17 protein-coding genes and 1 pseudogene are annotated in these 17,555 nt (G+C 61.4%); 11 read left to right on the top strand and 7 right to left on the bottom strand.

Annotated elements, in window-relative coordinates:
* Positions 1–18 precede the first annotated feature (18 nt).
* The 5 genes from ACFQT0_RS03105 to ACFQT0_RS03085 all read right to left on the bottom strand — a co-directional run bounded on the left by ACFQT0_RS03105 (position 19) and on the right by ACFQT0_RS03085 (position 3,493).
* Positions 19–342, bottom strand: coding sequence for a hypothetical protein (locus ACFQT0_RS03105; RefSeq protein ID WP_380200307.1), 324 nt, complete (start codon positions 340–342; stop codon positions 19–21).
* A gap of 373 nt (positions 343–715) precedes the next feature.
* A complete protein-coding gene (locus ACFQT0_RS03100; protein WP_380200305.1) occupies positions 716–967 on the bottom strand; it encodes a hypothetical protein in 252 nt (83 codons plus the stop codon).
* A 7-nt stretch (positions 968–974) separates the two neighbouring features.
* Complete coding sequence (locus ACFQT0_RS03095) at positions 975–1,934, bottom strand: M16 family metallopeptidase (protein WP_380200303.1); 960 nt, start codon at positions 1,932–1,934, stop codon at positions 975–977.
* A gap of 38 nt (positions 1,935–1,972) precedes the next feature.
* Entirely contained in the window at positions 1,973–2,218 is a 246-nt protein-coding gene (locus ACFQT0_RS03090) for a hypothetical protein (RefSeq protein WP_380200301.1), read from the bottom strand.
* Positions 2,219–2,233: 15 nt separating this feature from the next.
* Positions 2,234–3,493, bottom strand: a complete 1,260-nt coding sequence (locus ACFQT0_RS03085) for a M16 family metallopeptidase (protein ID WP_380200299.1) — start codon at positions 3,491–3,493, stop codon at positions 2,234–2,236.
* A gap of 532 nt (positions 3,494–4,025) precedes the next feature.
* Here ACFQT0_RS03085 and ACFQT0_RS03080 point away from each other — a divergent pair.
* Both ACFQT0_RS03080 and ACFQT0_RS03075 read left to right on the top strand, forming a co-directional pair.
* The gene (locus ACFQT0_RS03080; protein ID WP_380200297.1) at positions 4,026–6,812 is read left to right on the top strand and encodes a bifunctional UDP-N-acetylmuramoyl-tripeptide:D-alanyl-D-alanine ligase/alanine racemase; all 2,787 of its coding nucleotides are present in this window, start codon (positions 4,026–4,028) and stop codon (positions 6,810–6,812) included.
* A gap of 106 nt (positions 6,813–6,918) precedes the next feature.
* Entirely contained in the window at positions 6,919–8,256 is a 1,338-nt protein-coding gene (locus tag ACFQT0_RS03075; protein ID WP_380200295.1) for an alpha/beta hydrolase family protein, read from the top strand.
* A 337-nt stretch (positions 8,257–8,593) separates the two neighbouring features.
* On the opposite strand, the gene ACFQT0_RS03070 is transcribed toward ACFQT0_RS03075, so the two are convergent.
* Positions 8,594–9,454 (bottom strand): carboxypeptidase-like regulatory domain-containing protein, encoded by an 861-nt coding sequence (locus tag ACFQT0_RS03070; RefSeq protein WP_380200293.1) that lies wholly within the window; start codon positions 9,452–9,454, stop codon positions 8,594–8,596.
* A 666-nt stretch (positions 9,455–10,120) separates the two neighbouring features.
* Between ACFQT0_RS03070 and ACFQT0_RS03065 the strand changes: the two genes are divergently transcribed.
* A complete protein-coding gene (locus tag ACFQT0_RS03065; RefSeq protein ID WP_380200291.1) occupies positions 10,121–11,428 on the top strand; it encodes an alpha/beta hydrolase family protein in 1,308 nt (435 codons plus the stop codon).
* Between the two features lie 110 nt (positions 11,429–11,538).
* Here the strand turns inward: ACFQT0_RS03065 and ACFQT0_RS03060 are convergent, their stop codons facing one another.
* Positions 11,539–12,438: a carboxypeptidase-like regulatory domain-containing protein gene (locus tag ACFQT0_RS03060; RefSeq protein WP_380200289.1), complete on the bottom strand. Its 900-nt coding sequence runs from the start codon at positions 12,436–12,438 to the stop codon at positions 11,539–11,541.
* Between the two features lie 226 nt (positions 12,439–12,664).
* Between ACFQT0_RS03060 and ACFQT0_RS03055 the strand changes: the two genes are divergently transcribed.
* From ACFQT0_RS03055 to ACFQT0_RS03020, 8 genes and pseudogenes are all read left to right on the top strand, one after another.
* Positions 12,665–12,865 (top strand): FeoA family protein, encoded by a 201-nt coding sequence (locus ACFQT0_RS03055; RefSeq protein ID WP_380200287.1) that lies wholly within the window; start codon positions 12,665–12,667, stop codon positions 12,863–12,865.
* Complete coding sequence (locus tag ACFQT0_RS03050) at positions 12,808–12,942, top strand: hypothetical protein (RefSeq protein ID WP_380206147.1); 135 nt, start codon at positions 12,808–12,810, stop codon at positions 12,940–12,942. The genes ACFQT0_RS03055 and ACFQT0_RS03050 overlap by 58 nt, the downstream gene beginning before the upstream one ends.
* Before the next feature lie 86 nt (positions 12,943–13,028).
* Complete coding sequence (locus ACFQT0_RS03045) at positions 13,029–14,045, top strand: FeoB small GTPase domain-containing protein (RefSeq protein WP_380205892.1); 1,017 nt, start codon at positions 13,029–13,031, stop codon at positions 14,043–14,045.
* Complete coding sequence (gene feoB / locus ACFQT0_RS03040) at positions 14,018–15,118, top strand: ferrous iron transporter B (RefSeq protein ID WP_380200285.1); 1,101 nt, start codon at positions 14,018–14,020, stop codon at positions 15,116–15,118. Before ACFQT0_RS03045 ends, feoB begins: the two co-directional genes overlap by 28 nt.
* A gap of 433 nt (positions 15,119–15,551) precedes the next feature.
* A complete protein-coding gene (locus ACFQT0_RS03035; RefSeq protein ID WP_380200283.1) occupies positions 15,552–16,100 on the top strand; it encodes a hypothetical protein in 549 nt (182 codons plus the stop codon).
* A complete protein-coding gene (locus ACFQT0_RS03030; RefSeq protein ID WP_380200281.1) occupies positions 16,076–16,798 on the top strand; it encodes an efflux RND transporter periplasmic adaptor subunit in 723 nt (240 codons plus the stop codon). Before ACFQT0_RS03035 ends, ACFQT0_RS03030 begins: the two co-directional genes overlap by 25 nt.
* A 12-nt stretch (positions 16,799–16,810) precedes the next feature.
* Positions 16,811–17,077 (top strand): hypothetical protein, encoded by a 267-nt coding sequence (locus ACFQT0_RS03025; protein ID WP_380200279.1) that lies wholly within the window; start codon positions 16,811–16,813, stop codon positions 17,075–17,077.
* A gap of 55 nt (positions 17,078–17,132) precedes the next feature.
* Positions 17,133–17,507, top strand: a pseudogene (locus tag ACFQT0_RS03020) (TolC family protein); the annotation flags it as partial.
* Positions 17,508–17,555 lie beyond the last annotated feature (48 nt).

The following is a 17,555-nucleotide window of genomic DNA, read 5'->3' as shown; positions in this document are numbered from 1 at the left end:
CGTGGGCCAGGAAGAGCGTCAGGCTTTTTTGTTGGCCGCAATCAGGCTGTCGCCGCCCCGGAAGTGCACGTGCATGTCCCACAGGCCGGGAATGAGGTAGCGGCCGTTGCCATTCACGTACTGCTTGGCGGCGTAGCTGTCCTTATCGGCTGGGTCCACGCCCACAATTTTGCCTTTCGATACTGTGACCACCTGGTTGGGCTTGAGCTGGCCCGTCACCACGTCCACCACGGTTACGTGATTGATTACCACGTCGAAAATCTCCAGCTTGGTGGGCCGGCGGGCGCAGTCGGCCAGCAGCGCGGCCACAGTCAGGCCGAAGAATAATCGGAGAAATTTCATGCGGTCAAGAAGTGGCGGCGGACCGTAAAGTTAGGCGGGTATTCGGACCGTGAACTCCGGGAAGTCGCCTCCCTGGGTTTCCAGGGCTAGGGTGCCGTGGCGGACGTGGGTAATGAAGCCGTGGGTCAGCGACAGGTGCAGCCTCAGGCAGTTGAGCCGGCAAACCGGCCGCAATCAAGTTGAGCTAAGCGCCGAGCAGTGTGGGCTGCTCAAACCCGTGGCAGACCCGGCCCCTCGACAAAAAAGAGGGGAGCCTATCGAAACCAAACTACTATCTGAAGCAAAAGAGGTCCACAATTGCGGACCTCTTTTGGCTGGCGCCACCGTGGCTTCCCTCCTTTTTTATAGAGGGGCCGGCAGGGGCGAGGTTCCGCTACATCGGCTTCTTGCGCTCGGCCTGAAACTTCTTGAGCTGCTGCTCAATCACCTTTTTATCGCCCACTACCACCACGGTCATGGCCTCGGGGCGGATGTACTTGCGGGCGATTTGGCTCACTTGCTGGGGCGTCACGGCGTTGATGTTTTTGACCTGCTCGGTGAGGTAGGTCTCAGGCAATCCGTGCAGGTCCAGGGTATTTAGCTGGCCGATGATGCCGCCCGGGTTGGAGTTGCGCAGCACAAACATGCCGCCCTCATAGTTCTGAATGCCCTTCAGGCTCGTCGGCCGACGGTGGGGTCTTTTGCAGCCGCTCCACTTCGTTCATGATTTCACGCAGCGAGTTGTAAGTATCGGCCGTGGTCACGTCGGCGTTCTGGGTCCAATTGCCGGTGCGGTAGTGCGTTTCAAGGTAGCTGTAGGGCGAGTAGGTGTAGCCCTTGTCTTCCCGGATGTTGCGCGTAATGCGCGAGCCAAACGAGCCGCCGAGCAGCGAGTTCATCACCCGCAAACGGATGTAGTCGGGGTTGGTGGGGTCAATGACGGGCAGCCCAACCACGATGGTCGACTGTGGTGCGTTAGGCCGGTCTTGGCTCAGCATGTCGGCTTTGGCTACCGGCTTCACGATTTCGATGTGGGGCGCCGGGCCCTGCGGGAAGCTGGCCCACGCCGCCGTAATGGCCTGGCGCAGTGCGGGCGCCTCAAACCGGCCGGCCACGTACAGGCTGGTGCGCTGGGCGCCGTACTGCGTCTTGTAGAAATTCTGTGCCCGCTCCAGGGTCAGGGCATCAAGCTGGGCATCGGTGGGCAGGGGCCGGCCGTAGGGGTGGCTGCCGTAGATGGCACCCGTAAATTTCTGGCGGGCCTGCACGCCGGGCTGGGCGCGGGCCAGGGCCATCTGGCGCTTGAGGTCGGTTTTCAGGCGCGGCACTTCGGAGGCCGGCAGGGCCGGGCGCTGCACCACTTCGGCCAGCAGCGCCGCCATCTCCGGGGCGTATTCCGAGAGGCACGATGCCCACAGGCTGGTTTGGTCGGCGCCCACCGAAATGTTGAGCGTGCCGCCCATTCGGGCCACGCGCTCAGCCAGCTGCGTGGCCGACATCGTGGCCGTGCCTTCCTGCAGCAGCTTGCCCAGCAAGTCTGCCACGGCCACTTCGTCGGCCGCCTCGTGTACGTTGCCGGCCTGAATGGCGACCATCATCGTCACCTTGGGCACCTGGCCATAGGGTACGAGCCGGGCCTTCAGGCCGTTATCTAAAGTGAATTCTTCTTTGGCGGGCAGGGTAAAGTCGCGGGGCTTACCGCCCGGGGCGGGGCCTGCTTGGGTGTGGCCGGAGATTTGGCGGCCGCCACGGCTTTGGCGACACCGGTGGCTCGGGTGGGAGCCGGCTTAGCGGTGGTTTTGGCTTTTGCTTTGACAGGGGCTTTCTGGGCCTGCGCTCCCGGTGCGGCCGTGGCCACAAGGGCGGCGCTGAGCAGCCCAATAAATAGCTTGTTCATGGCGAAGAGGTTGAGCTAGCTTTTGGCCAGCGGATTGACGGTGATGATGGTGCGGTTGGTGGGCCGCAGGTATTCGCTGATGGTTTTCTTCATGAGCTCGGGCGTCACCTTGCGAAACTCGCTCTCGATGCGGTTGATGCGCGAAGGGTCGTTGTCGAACAAGGCAAAGGCGGCCAGCAAATCGGCCCGGCCGAAGTTGTCGGACCCGCTCACCTGGTCGTAGAATGCCGAGCGAATTTTTACCATCGCCAGGTCCATGGTGGCTTGGTCGATGCCGGTGCGGGCCAGGCGGTTGATTTCCTGGTCGAGCACCTGCACCACCGAGTCGGCCTGCACGGTGGGGTCGTACACAAGGCTGCCCATCCACAGCATGGGGCCGTTGTAGTTGAACTGGTTGCCCAGGTCGGAGTTGATGCCGCCGCTCACGTTGTCGGTGTAGCCGCGCTTCTGCACCAGGGCCTGGTAGAGGCGGCTGTCGTTGCCTTGCAGCAGTATCTGGTCGAGCATTACCAGGGCGTAATATTCGGGGGTGTTGCGCTCGGGCATGTGGTAGGCAAAGGCCAGCGCGGGCTTGGTGGCTAGCTTGTCGTCCTGCACGAAGCGCTGTTCCTGCTCCTGGCGCGGCTCCGTCAGGTCGGGCTTGGGCGGCTGCGGGGCGCTGGGGATGCTGCCGTAGTACTTCTGCACCCAGGCCTTGGCCTCGGCGGGCTCGAAGTCGCCTACCACGGCCAGCACGGCGTTGTTAGGCGCGTAGTAGGTCTTGAAGAAAGCCTTGGTGTCTTCCAGCGTGGCCGCATCGAGGTCTTTCAGGTCGCCGTAGAAATTGTGGGCGTTGTTCCAGTTTTTGTTGGCCTTCTGGGGCATCGAGAGCCACGGGAAGCCGCCGTAGGGCTGGTTGAGCACGTTCACGCGCACCTCGCTTTTCACCACGCCCTGCTGGTTGGTCAGGTTGGTTTTGGTGATGGCCAGGCCGCGCATCCTATCAGCTTCGGCCCACAGAATGGTTTCCAGCTTGTGGGCCGGCACCACCTCGTAGTAGTTGGTGAAGTCGAAGCGGGTTGAGCCATTCAGGGCCCCGCCGTTCTTCTGAATCAGCCCAATAAATTCATTCTTGCCCAGGTTCTGCGAGCCCTGAAACATCAGGTGCTCAAACAAGTGCGCAAAGCCGGTGCGGTTGCGCGGCTCAGTGCGGAAGCCCACCGCGTAGTACGCCGCCACGGTAGCCGTGGGCGCGGTGTGGTCGGGTGAGAGCACCACCCGCAGCCCGTTGGGCAAGGTGTAATACTCGACCGGAATCTGAAAAGCCGGCCCGGCCGGTGCGGGTTTCGCAGCCGCCGCGGCGGGGGCTTCGGTTGCGGGGGGCGGGCGCCGTCACTACGGAGGTGGCGCTGGGGCTGCAGGCCCCCAGAGCCAGCGCTGCCGCCGGTGCCCACAGTAGGCCCCGGCTAATTACCTTAAAACGTCTCATAGGGAAAATGGTAAGAGTGTGAGCAGAAAGTAAATTCGATTTACACAATATTCAGCAAAACAGCTAAGGATGAGCTATTTTGAGGTTGGGTTTCCTGGCTGAGAGCCGAGGCCGCGCAAAGCGGGGGCAAAACGAAGCTGCTGCGTGGCTGGGAACACCGGAGTCGCATTTCTGGAATGGCCACACCCGCCTATTCCCGACGGCTTCCATGGCTCTTTCGATGGCTCTTTCGGAGTTGCACTCCGAAAGCTGCCTGCTGCGGGGTTGTACTCCGCGACATTAGAAAGGCCGTTGTTCAACGATTGGGGACTGCAAGTCCCCGGCAGCCCCGCTTTCGGAGTGCGACTCCGAAAGAGCCATCCGGCCCAGGAAGCGAAGGGCTTCAGCCGACCTCGCCGCAAGCACCGCACTTCCGGAGCCGCCGCCGACCTTTGCCCCGTGTTCGACTTCGCTACTCTCCCGGCCCTGCTGGCCGGCCACCTGCTCCAGGCCCCCGCCGACCCTGCCGCCGAGGTGCGCCACCTGGTGCTCGACAGCCGCCGGGTGGGCGTGCCCGCCGGCGCCCTGTTTTTCGCCCTGCGCGGCCCCAGCCACAACGGCCACCGCTACCTGCCCGAGCTCTATGCCCAAGGCGTGCGGCTGTTTGTAGTAGAAAAGCAGGTTGAGCTACCCGGCGGCCTCGGCGCGTATCCCGGCGCCGGCATTATTGCCGTGAAAAGCCCGCTCGCGGCCCTGCAAACCCTGGGTGCTGCCCACCGCGCCAAGTTTGCAGGCCCAGTGCTCGCCATCACTGGTTCTAATGGCAAGACCATAGTAAAGGAGTGGCTGGCTCAACTCCTGAGCCCCGACGAGGACATTTGCCGCTCGCCGCGCTCCTACAACTCGCAGGTGGGCGTGCCCCTGAGCGTGTGGGAGCTGAACCCGGAACGCCACACGCTGGGCATTTTCGAAGCCGGCATTTCCGAAGTAGGGGAGATGGCGCGGCTGGCGGCCATCATTCAGCCCACCGAAGGCATTTTCACCAACCTGGGTACGGCCCACGACGCCGGCTTTGCCTCCAGCGAGCAGAAGCTGGCCGAGAAGCTGCAGCTGTTCCAGGGGCCCCAGTTTCGGAGGCTGTTCTACTGCTACGACCAGCCGCCGGTGCGCGCCGCCGTGGCCAGTCGGCACTTGCCCGGCCTGAGCTGGACGCGCTACCCGGGCCAGCCGGCCGACATCCAGTTCACCCTCGACCAAAGCACGAGCGGCACTACCAGCCTGCATGCCCACTATGCCAGTGCCGGACTGGAAGCTGCATTTACCCTGCCTTTTTCCGACGAGCCGTCCATCGAAAACGCGCTGCACTGCCTCGCTGTGCTGCTGCACCGGCAAGTCGAGCCGGCCGAGATTCAGCGCCGCCTCGCCCGCCTGCATCCCGTGGCTATGCGTCTGGAAATGAAGCTGGGCCGCCACGATTCCTACCTGCTCGACGATACTTATAACAACGACCTCGCCGGCCTGGCCCTGGCCCTGAATGCACTGGGGCGACAGTCGCGCCCCGGCCGCCGCACCCTGATTTTGAGCGACGTGCTCGAATCGGGCCTGAGCGGGGAAGAGCTCTATGCCCGCGTGGCCGCCCTGCTCGCCCCGGCGGGCGTTACGCGCCTCGTCGGCATTGGCCCCGAAATCAACCGGCATCGCCGCTTCTTCACCCAAACGCAGCTCTCCGGCAATCAGTCGTTAACAACTGATTTCTACTCCGATACTGAAGCCTTCCTGGCCTCGCTCGACCCCAATGCCTTTGCCCGCGAAGTCATTTTGGTTAAGGGTGCCCGGCGCTTTGGGTTTGAGCGCATCGTAGCGGCCTTGCAGGCCCAGCAGCACGGCACCGTGCTGGAAGTCAACCTCGACGCCCTCAGCCACAACCTGCAACACTACCGCCGCCAGCTGCAGCCCGGCACCAGGCTCATGGTGATGGTGAAGGCCTTTGCTTACGGTGCCGGCTCCTACGAAGTGGCCAGCCTGCTCGAATTTCAACGGGCCGACTACCTCGCCGTGGCCTACGCCGACGAAGGCGTGGCCCTGCGCGAAGCCGGCATCAGCCTACCCATTATGGTGATGAACCCGGCGCCGGATTCGTTCGGCACGCTGCAGCACTACCGCCTGGAGCCAGAAATCTATTCCTTCGACATGCTGAAGGAGTACCTGGCCGCTTTCCCGGCCGAAGCGCAGGCATCAGCTACTCAGCCACTCAGCCACTCAGTCGCTCCCCCGCCCATCCACCTTAAGTTGGACACCGGCATGCGCCGCCTGGGCTTTGACGAAGCCGACCTGCCCGCGCTGGCCACCCTGCTGCAGCAACACGCCGCCCGCCTGCCCGTGGCCAGCCTGATGACCCACCTCGCCGCCGCCGACGAAGCCGAGCACGACGACTTCACCCGCGAGCAATTGGCCGCCTTCCGGCGCATGGCCGCTGTGCTCGAAACCGCGCTGGGCCACGCCGTGCTCAAGCACGCCCTGAATTCGGCTGGCATCCTGCGCTTCCCCGAAGCCCATTTCGACATGGTGCGCCTCGGCATCGGCCTCTATGGCGTCGATGCCAGCGGCCGCGACACCGCGGCCCTGCGCCCGGTGAGCCAGCTGCGCACCACCATTTCCCAGATTAAAACCCTGCCCGGTGGCCACACCGTGGGCTACGGCCGGCGCGGTACGGCTACGGAAGCCGAGCGCCGCATTGCCACGCTGGCCATCGGCTACGCCGACGGCTACGACCGCCGCTTCGGCAACGGCGCGGGCACGGTGCTCATCCATGGGCAGCGGGCGCCGCTGGTGGGCTCCGTGTGCATGGACATGTGCATGGCCGACGTGACCCACATTCCGCAGGTCCGGGCCGGCGACGTGGCCCTGATTTTTGGCGAGGGCCTGCCGCTGCCGGAGCTGGCTGCCCGCATCGGCACCATTGCCTACGAGCCTGCTCACCAACGTGAGCGAGCGGGTGAAGCGGGTGTTCGTCAGCGAGTAATTTTTGGGCGGGATAATACCGACCATTCGGCGTGGAAATGCAATTTTTTGATTTCCGTCGCGTGTTTAAATAAGGTTGGCAAGATATTTATTTTGCTACTTTACAGTCGGCTTGACCCGTCCTGAATAACTTTGGGTGAGATTTAGCCTTTCGACGCTTCTTTTTATTATGACAATCAATACTCTCCGCTTATTCCGCCTTTTTGGTACTCTCCTTATTTGTTTAACTCTGATGACCTCTGCGCAGGCCAGCACCCGGCAGGGTTCGGCAGTTGCGGCCGCGCCGGCTGAAGTCCCGGCCCTCGACGGGTTGTGGAAGGGCCAGCTGAAAGTGCCCGGTGGCCAGCTGGAAGTCATCTTTCGTTTTGTGAAGCTCAGCGGCGGCGAATATTTCTGCTCGCTTGACGTGCCGCTGCAGAAAGTGAGCCGCATGGCCGTGAAAACGGAAATCAAAAGCGATACCGTGCGCCTGTTTGCCGAGGAAGCCAACAGCCGCTTTGTGGGCACCGTGTCGAAAGACGCCAAGCAAATGACCGGCGTCTGGCAGCAGCCCGGCTTCAAGGTGCCCATGGTACTCACCTTCAGTGCCCTGCCCGATATGGCGGCCAAGAACGTGCGCCTCACCCCGCCGTACCGCGAGGAAGAAGCCACCTTCAGCAACCTTACCGTGAATGCGCGGCTCAGCGGCATGCTCACCATTCCGGCGGGCCCGGGCCCGTTTCCGGCCGTGGTGCTGCTCAGCGACGCCGGCCCTCATGACCGCAACGGCACCGTGGGCGATTTCGGCCCGCTGGGCCTGCTGGCCGATTACCTCACCCGCCGCGGCGTGGCCGTACTGCGCTTCGACGACCGCGGCGTGGGCAAGTCGGCCGGCACGCCGGCCGCTACCACCGCCGATTTGGTGAGCGACGCCCAGGCCGGCCTGAACTACCTGCGCACCCGCCCCGAAATCGACCTGGCGCACCTCGGACTGGTGGGCCACGGCGAAGGTGGAAACGTCGCGCTGCTGGCCGCCGCGCAGCCCTTGCCGCCGGCTTTTGTAGTCGCCATGGCGGCCTATGGCCTGCCCGGCCGCGACATTGTGGTGCAGCAGCAGGCCACCACCCTGCGCACCCTGGGCACGGAGAATGCCCAGATTGAAGCCGCTACCAAGCGCCAGCCTGGCCATGCTCGAAATCATCCGCCAGACCACCGACAACTCGCAGGCCCAGGCCATTGTGGCCAACATGCTGAAGCAGAACAACGCGGCCATCGACAACGCGACGGCCCAGTCAAGCGCGGCCGAGATGACATCGACCCGCTACCGCTATTTCCTGGCCTTCAATCCCATCGAGAAACTGGTGCTGGTACGCTGCCCCGTGCTGCTGCTCAACGGCACGGCCGACCTCACCATCAACGCCGAAGCCAACCAGAAAGCCCTGCAAAAGGGCCTGGCCCTGAACAAGAGCGTAACCGCCAAAAAGCTGGCCGGCGTGAACCACCTCTTCCAGCCCGAGCAAGGCAAGTGGCCCATCGTGAACGGCCAGCCCCAGCCCAACTTCTCGCCCGAAGCCGAGGACACCATCCGTGAATGGATTGTGGCGCAGAGCAAGAAGTAAATCTATTTCGCAGTGTGGCCGCTACCAAGCTGCCGCACTGCGGAATAATGTTACCGCGTTAGGGCGATTTCGGGGGCATTATACGTGGGCCCCACCCCCGACTCCTCGGTGGGGGTATGTGGCCAAGGCCAGCCTGTATACCGGCCCCGAAACCGCCTCAAGGAAACGGTGGCTGCCCTAAGAAACTGTCCCGAGAAGCTCTAAAACAGAAACGGCCCTGCTGGTGAGCAGGGCCGTTTCTGTTACTATTATATCTGATAATGGCGTCTGGCCCAGGCAAGCAACTTGTGCTAGCCTGGGCTGCTCGGCTTACTTAATCATGTCGACCTCGGCCTTAATCATGGCGTTGTAGCGGCGGCCCTGGCCGTTGGCCAGGGTGAGCAGGTTCCAGCCCTTGCCGATGGTGTAGCTCCAGGTGCGGCTTTCCTTGAACTCGAAGGTGGGGCGCATAATCTGGCCGTAGGGCGTGTAGTTGTCCATGAAGTTGGTGGTGTAGAACTTGTCGCCGCCCACAATCCACTCCATGGCCACGAAGAAGCCTTCTTCGGGGGCGGGGATGTTGTAGGTGCTCAGGTCGATGGTGTACCACTCGCCGCCGCGTGAGGCTGAAACCACGACGTTTTCGGTGAGCAGGTCGGTGTTGGGGGCGTTGTAGTTGCCGTCGGCCTTGTAGATGCGCACGCGGAAGGGCTCGCGGGGAAAGCCGTTTTCGCCGATGTAAAACGACACCGTCCGCACGTTGCCCAGCTTTTTCTGTTTATCATTTTTCACGAAAAAAGCATATTGGCTGCCGGGCAGGCCCTGAATCATGCCTTCGCCGGGGTTATTCGAGTTGGAACCCAGCTCCAGGTTCTTCACCTTGCCGCCTTTTACCACCACGTTGCCCAGCTCAATCACGCGCTTTTTCAGCTCAATGATGAGGTCTTCGGTACTGCCGCGCTTGATGAAAACGGCACTGCGCTCGTAGCCCAACGTCATCACAATCAGGGAGTCTTGGCTGGTCTTTTCGAGGCCGGCCAGCTGGAAGTATCCGTATTCGTTGGTGAGGGCGCCGGTGCCTTCCTCCCGCAGACCGATGGATGCGAAGGGCACCGGGTCCTTGGTTTTAGCATCCACGACGCGACCCGTGATGCGGTTTTCCTGCGCCCAGCCCAGCGCTGGGATTAGCAATAGAACCCATAATGCAAGAAAAGGTAAGCGTTTCATCATCGCCAGGAATAATATAATGGATGTAGACTGGCAAATTTACAAATTCTCATTCATTATATCGCCATCTCTATCCATTGGGAGCAGTAATTGATTTATTGAATGCAAATCAAATATGGCAATGCAACGTTTTTGGGGCTGTTTTATTACTATGCAAATAGGTTTCAAGTTGTTAGATTATTCCTTTATGGAGGCCTGAACGATGAAAAAAGTGGGCCGTACCCAGCTTTGCGCTCAAGCCAACCCGCTTTATGTATTTAATCCAACTCCCTCTTTCAAATCACTGGCGCTTGGGCCGGGCCAGGGCCCACAACGAAGTAGCCTATCGGTGCAGGTAGCGGTCCAGATGGATTGTGTTTGCAACGGTTAGCTCAATGCGAACTTAATATTAAGAAAAATGAATATTATTTAATATGCTTAATAAACAGGTTATTAGCTGAATTGCTGTGGGCGGCGCTGCCCAGTGCCGGGTCCTGCTGATTATCTTTCCAGGGCCATAGGTTTATTTATAGTAATCACGAAATGAGAAGGGGTTTGATTTGGATTGCCGTGCTGCTGTGCATGTCGAGCGGGGGAACCGTTTGGGGGCGCGCCGGCGCCCCGGCAGTCAGCGCGTTGCACCTGGGAGGATTGTGGAAGGGGAAGCTGGCCCTGGCGGGAGGCGAGGTCGACCTGACCATTAGCATGGTGCCCCTGGCGGGCGGCAAGTACTTCGCGGCGCTCGACGTGCCGACTCAGAAAGTGACCCGCTTGGCCGCGGAGGTAATCATCCGCGGCGACTCGGTGCTGCTGCGGATGCCGGCGGCCGGCCGGAGCTATGCCGCCCGCTACGACAGCGTGAAGCGGGAACTGAACGGCTTGTGGACTCATGCCGGGGTGAAGACGCCGCTGCGGCTGCGCCACTCGCCCATGCCCACCGTGAGCGGGCCGGGCACGCGGCTGCCTCCGCCGTACCGTGAAGAAGAAGTGGTATTTAATAACCCGGTGGCGCGGCTCAACTTTGGTGGTACGCTCACGGTACCGGCGGGCCCCGGCCCCTTCCCCGCGGTGGTGCTGGTGAGCGACATGGGCCCTCATGACCGCGACGGAACCGTGGGCGACTACCATTTGATGGGCTCCCTGGCCGACTACCTCACCCGCCGCGGCGTAGCCGTGCTGCGCTACGACGACCGGGGCGTGGGCCAGTCGGGCGGCAATACGGCCACGGCCACCACCGAAATGCTGGTGAGCGACGTGCAGGCCGCCATCAACTTTCTGCGGTCGCGGCTGGAAGTCAACGTTTCCCGCATCGGGGTGGTGGGGCACGGCGAAGGCGCCAACGTGGCCTTGCTGGCCGCCGCGCAGCCGCTGCCGCCCGCTTTTGTGGTATCCCTGGCCGGCTACGGCCTGACCGGCGAGCAAACGCTGCTGCAGCAGCAAGTGACGCAGCAGGTTGTCAAAAAGGTAGACCCCGCCCAAGTGCAGGCCGCCTACGAGCGCCAGCGCACCATGTACGACATCATCCGGCTGACCAATCCGCCTCAGGCGCAGTCCATTGTGAGCAACATGCTGCGCCAGGACCAGCCCAAGCTCGACCCTCAGGCTGCCCAGGCCGCGGCTGCCAAGCTGCTCACGCCCTGGCAGCGGTACTTTCTCTCCTTCGACCCCGTGGCTCAACTAGCCGAAGTGACCTGCCCGGTGCTGCTCCTCAACGGCACCGCCGACCTGGAGGCCCCGGCCGAACTGCACCTGGAAGCCCTGGAAAAGGAGCTGAAAAGCATTGGCCGCAACACCACTTCCAAACGCCTGCCGGGCGTCAACCACCTGTTTCAGCCGCCCAAAACGGAATGGACGCTGATGAACGGCGAGATGAAGCCCTTGTTCTCGCCCGTAGCCAAGGAAACCATGCGCGCCTGGATAGCCGGCCTTGGTCAGCCCGCAAAGAAGAAGCTTTTCTAAGGCATTACTGCACAGCATTCAGTACATGTTACCAATAAAAAAGCCCCGCTTGAGAGCGGGGCTTTTTTGATGTTCTCAGGTTTGAAATCTACTGCCGGCCTCAACGCCTTCTACTTAATCATGTCGACCTCGGCCTTAATCATGGCGTTGTAGCGCAGGCCCTGGCCGTTGGAGGCGGTGATAAGGCTCCAGCCCTTGCCCATGGAGTAGTTCCAAGTGCGGCTTTCCTTGAACTCGAAGGTGGGGCGCATAATCTGGCCGTAGGGTGTGTAGTCGTCCATGAAGTTGGTGGCGAAGAACTTGTCGCCGCTCACCACCCATTCCATGGCCACGAAGAAGCCTTCTTCCGGCGCCGTGATGTTGTAGGGCGTCAGGTCGACGGTGTACCACTGCCCGCCCTGGGGCGCCGAGACCACCACGTTTTCAGTGAGCAGGTCGGTGTTGGGAGCGTTGTAGTTGCCGTCGGCCTTGTAGATGCGCACGCGGAAGGGCTCGCGGGGAAAGCCGTTTTCGCCGATGTAGAACGACACCGTCCGCACGTTGCCGAGGCGCTTCTTTTTATCATTCTTCACAAAGAAGGCGTACTGGCTGCCGGGCAGGCCCTGAATCATGCCTTCGCCAGGGTTGTCGGTGCGGGAGCCCAGGCCCAGGTTCTTGATTTTGCCGGCTTTCACCACCACGTTGCCCAGGGCCACAGCCCGCTTGGGTACTTCGATGGTGAGGTTGGGCACGGCCACGCCCCGTTTCACCAGCACGGCCCGGCGCGCGTAGCCCAAGGCGATGACGACGAGGGAGTCGTCGGCATTTTTGCTGGGCGCGGGCACAATGAATTGGCCGTGCTCGTTGCTGAGAGCACCTATCTGCTCGCTTTTTAGCCCAATGGAAGTGAAAGGGAGCGGCTCTTTGGTGTCTTTATCAACAATTACTCCTTTGATTTGAGCTTGCTGAGCCCAACCGGAGGTTGCAGCGCCGACTATAAATAATGCTATGAGATGTAGGCGTGTTAGCATAGGAGGTGAGGTAGAAAGAACAAAATTACAAATGCCAGGGCTGAAAGTTATTGTAAAATATCAGTAGATACAACCTCTATTAGATGAGATGCCCCCGCAAAGCGACGCACGGGCTTACTGCGGGGCTTATCCTCCATAGCAAAAAACTCTTCGCGGAGCGAAAGCGTTTGGTAGCGTACCTTTGTTTGTATTCTTTCTAAATAAGCTTTCCCCTCCGGTTTCACTCGTGGCTTTATTCCGTCGTTCGCCCAAACTCGTCGCTGCCAGTGCTGCTGCTCGCCGCACTGCCAAAGACCTGCGCGTGGGCGAAACCGGCACCATATGCTGCCTCGAAGACCCCGAAATGGCCCTGAAGCTGTTGGAAATGGGTTGCGTACCCGGCGTGCAGGTGCGCCTGAGCGGCCGCGCCCCCTGGGCGACCCGCTGATGCTGGTGCTGGGCGACCAGGAGTACACCCTCTCGGTGCGGGCCAGCGAGGCCGCCACCATTTTGCTGAAAGAATAGGACGCAGCTATGGCGGCGATAGTGAGTGATACGGCGACGGCAGAGCCCATCGCAATGCCAACCGGCCCGGCGGCCAGCCCCGGCCCCTGCGCATTGCCCTCATTGGCAACCCCAACAGCGGCAAGACTTCGTTATTCAACCAACTCACCGGGCTCAACCAAAAGGTGGGCAACTTCCCCGGGGTGACTGTGGACCGCAAGTCGGGCTTTTCGCAGCTCACGCCGGTGCAGCGGGCCGAAATCATCGATTTGCCGGGTACCTACTCGCTCTATCCCAAGAGCCTGGACGAGAAGGTAATCACCGACCTGCTCTACGACCGCACGGCCGCCAACTACCCCGACTTTGTGGTGGTGACAGTGGATGCCAACAACCTGCGCCGCAGCCTGTTGCTGTTCACCCAGCTAGGCGACCTGGGCCTGCCCGCGGTACTGGCCCTCAACATGATGGACGTGGCCGAGCGCCACGGCGTGAACATCGACCTGCCCGCGCTGGAGCGGGAGCTGGGCGTGCCCATCATTCCGATGAATGCCCGTAAAGGCATCGGCGTGGCCGCCCTCAAAATCGTGATGGCCCAGCGCTTGGACGCGCCGCCCGTGCGCTGCTGGGAGCCCGATGAGAAGCTGCTGCCGTTGGTGCGGCAAATCCGCTACTACTTCGATCTGCACAACGACTACCTGGCGCTGCACTACGCCCAGCAGTACCGCCACATCGGTTTTTTGAGCCACGACGACAAGGCCTACCTCCAGGAGCTGACGCACAAGTACGGCTTCGATGCCACGGCCCAACAAGCGGCCGAAACCATTGCCCGCTACGCCCGCATCAACGAAATCCTGCTCGAAACCGTGACCGTGACGCGCACCGAAACGCGCGAGCCGGTGAGCAACCGCATCGACAAGGTGCTCACGCACCGGGTGGGTGGCTACCTGATTTTCCTGGGCATTCTGTTCACGCTGTTTCAGGCCATTTTTGCCTGGGCCCAATACCCCATGGACTGGATAGACCAGGGGATTTCGTCCCTGAGCGCGGTCATTCAGAACAACTTTGACGGGCCCTGGTCCGGCTGCTCACCGAGGGCGTGCTGGCCGGTTTGGGCGGCGTCTTGATATTTATTCCGCAGATTGCCTTGCTCTTCGGCTTCCTGGCCGTGCTGGAGGAAACGGGCTACATGGCCCGCGTCACCTTCCTGATGGACAAGCTGATGCGGCCCTTCGGCCTGAGCGGCAAGAGCGTAGTACCATTGATTTCGGGCTTGGCCTGCGCGGTGCCGGCCATCATGGGCGCCCGCACCATCGAGAGCTGGAAGGACCGGATGATAACCATCTTCGTGACCCCGCTTATGTCGTGCTCGGCACGCATTCCGGTGTACACGGTACTGGTGGCGCTGGTGGTGCCCGACCAGGCCGCGTGGGGCATTTTCAACCTGCGCGGAGTGGCCCTGATGGGCCTATACCTGCTGGGTTTGTTCTCGGCCCTGGGCTCGGCCTGGGTGCTCAAGAAGGTGCTTAAGGCCCGGGAGCGCAGCTACTTCATCATGGAGTTTCCGGTGTACCAGTGGCCGCGCTGGAAGAACGTGGGCCTGACCATCTACCAGAAAGTGCAGGCTTTTGTGCTGCAGGCAGGCAAGGTGATTGTGGCCATTTCGGTGCTGCTGTGGGTGCTGGCCAGCTACGGCCCGGGCCAAAAGCAAGCCACCGCCGAAGCCCAGGTGCGCCAGCAAGTCGCCACCCAGGGCTGGGATGAGGCCGAGTTGAGCCGCCGAGTGGCTTCGGCCCGGCTCGAAAATTCCTACGCCGGTTCCTTTGGGCGGGCGCTGGAGCCGGCCATTCGCCCCTTGGGCTACGATTGGAAAATTGGCATTGCGCTGCTGACCTCGTTTGCCGCGCGGGAGGTGTTTGTGGGCACCATCTCCACCATTTACAGCGTGGGCCAGGATGCCGACATGGGTACGCTACAACAAAAGCTGCAGGCCGAAAAAGACGCCAACGGGCAGCCGTTTTTCACGCCGGCGCGGGCGTTTTCGCTGCTCGTATTCTATGTGTTTGCCATGCAGTGCATGAGTACGCTGGCCGTAACCTACCGCGAAACCAAAAGCTGGAAGTGGCCTTTAGCCCAACTACTCTACATGACGGGCCTGGCTTACGTGGCGGCTTTTATGGTGTACCAGGTGCTGGCTTAAACCGGTGCGCTGCAAGCAAAACGTAGTGCAGCTTGTAAGGAAGCAGAGGAAGAAGAGGTAACAGAGCATCTCGCGGAGCTTATAACTCAACCGTCTGTCATGCTGAGCCGGCGAAGCATCTTCTCACGGCTCAACGATTAGTTCGTCGGTGAGAAGATGCTTCGCCGGCTCAGCATGACAGACGGTTGGGGTCAGGCTATTGGATTACTTGCGCGGTAAAGATGCTTCGCTGCGCTCTGCATGACGGTCTGATTATCAGCGAAAATCTGGAATGGTTTGGGTGTCCGGTTAAGGCTGACATGTCCATAAATGGACATATTTTTTAAATAGCGTAACGGATATAAATGTCATTATAATCTGAAAATCAGGATATTGTAAAAATGGCACACGGCTTGGCATTAGGTGTAGAAACCTCCCTTATTTCTGCACGAAAATGGACAGAGCTATTGCCCCTGCTATTCAAAGTCAACGACGGCGGCGGCGCTGGCTGTTCGTGGCCGGCGTAGTAGTTGCGCTGCTGATGGCGGTGCTGGCCTTCCGCACCGTGCTGAAGCCCAGCATCAGCCGCACCGACATCCTGACTGCCACGGTGGAAACCGGCGACGTGGAGGCTTCGCTCACGGCGGCGGGCACCATCATTCCGGGCCGGGAAGTGGTGATAACCAGCCCAATTCAAAGCACAATTAGCCGCGTAGCAGTGGCGGTAGGCGCACGCGTGAAGCCCGGCGAGGCTATTCTGGAACTGGACAAGGAGCTGACCAACTCTACGCTAGCCAAACTCAGCGACGAGCAGCTGCGCAACCAGAACAAAAACTCCCAATTGCAGCTCACCCTGGAGCGCAGCCTCAACGACCTGCGCGCCCAAGCACAGGTGCAGGCCGTGAAAGTGCGCAGCCTCCAATCGGCCCTCCGCGACGAGCAGCAGCTTCTAAAATTGGTGGCGGCACCGCCGAAAATGTGCGCCAGGCCGAGCTCAACCTGACGGTGGCTCAACTGGAAGCCCAGCGCTTGGCTCGCCAGATTCAGACCCAGCAGCGCTCCAACGCGGCCGATGTGCGCGAATTGGGCTATACCGTCTCGATGCAGCAGCGCAGCATTTCGGAGCTGGCCACCAAGCTGCGGCAGGCCAACATCAGCAGCCAGCAGCCCGGCGTGCTCACCTGGGTGAACGAGAACATCGGCACCACGGTACAGGCCGGCGACCCGCTGGCCCGGGTGGCCGACCTGAGCAGCTTCCGGGTGCGGGCCACCATTTCAGACACTTACGCCGATGCCCTGCACCAAAGCGACCCCGTGGTGGTGCGCATCAATGGCCTCGACTTGCGCGGCACTGTGACCACCATCAGCCCCAGCGTGGAAAAAGGCGTGGTCACCTTTTATGCCCAACTCGACAACCCCCACCACCCCGCGCTGCGGGCCAACCTGCGGGCCGACGTGTTTGTGGTGACCCGGGCCCACCACGGCGTGCTGCGCCTGAAAAACGGGCCTTACTACCAGGGCGGCAAAGAGCAGCCGGTGTTTGTGATAAAGGATGGCCGGGCCGTGCGGCGCACCGTCCAGTTTGGCGACAGCAACTTCGACTTCGTGCAGATAACCGGGGGCCTGCGGGCAGGGGAGGAGGTCGTGGTGTCCGACATGAAGGACCACGTGGATACGCCCGAACTCATTGTCAAAGACTAAGGCGGCCCGACCATGAAAACTCTTATACTTTTCGTGCTGCTGGCGCTGGGGCTTTTCAGCCGGCCCGTTGCGGCTCAGGCTCAGCCCACTGGCCTCACCCTGGATGAGGTGATTGCCCAGGCGCTCAACCGCTCGGCAGTGGGGCAGCAGGCCGTGACTACGCGCGAAACCAGCTACTGGAACTGGCGCGGCTACCAGGCCAACTACCGGCCGCAGCCTGGGCCTGCAGGGGACCTTGCCCAATTTCAGCCGGGTGATTACGCCCGTGGTGCAGCCTGATGGCAACACCGATTTCCGGGCCGTGCGCATCAACAATTCCGACCTGAGCTTGACCATGTCCCAGAATATTGGGCTAACCGGCGGGCAGATTTTTGTGGGCTCGGTGATGCAGCGATTCGATGACTTTAACGGCCAGTTGCGGCGCTACAACAACCAGCCCGTGATGGTGGGCCTCACCCAGCCGCTGGGGCAGTTCAATGCCCTGCGCTGGGCCCGGCGCATCGAGCCGCTGCGCTACCAGGAAAGCCAGCGCCAGTACGTGGAAGAGCGCGAAACCATTGCCCAGCGCGTCACAGAGCTGTATTTCGACGTTCTGCTGCAGCAAGTAAACGCCGAAGTAGCCCGCCAGAACGCCGAGGCCACGGCCGAATTGCTGCGCATCGGGCAGGAGCGGTTCAAGTTGGGCCGCCTGTCGCAGAGCGACTTGTTGCAACTTGAGCTGAACTTGCTCGACGCCCGCCAGGCCCAGAATCAGGCC

It is taken from the genome of Hymenobacter humi (genome assembly GCF_042665855.1).
Taxonomy (GTDB): domain Bacteria; phylum Bacteroidota; class Bacteroidia; order Cytophagales; family Hymenobacteraceae; genus Hymenobacter; species Hymenobacter humi.
The sequence above is the reverse complement of the archived record's forward strand: the minus strand, read 5'-3'. Positions and strand labels throughout refer to the sequence as shown.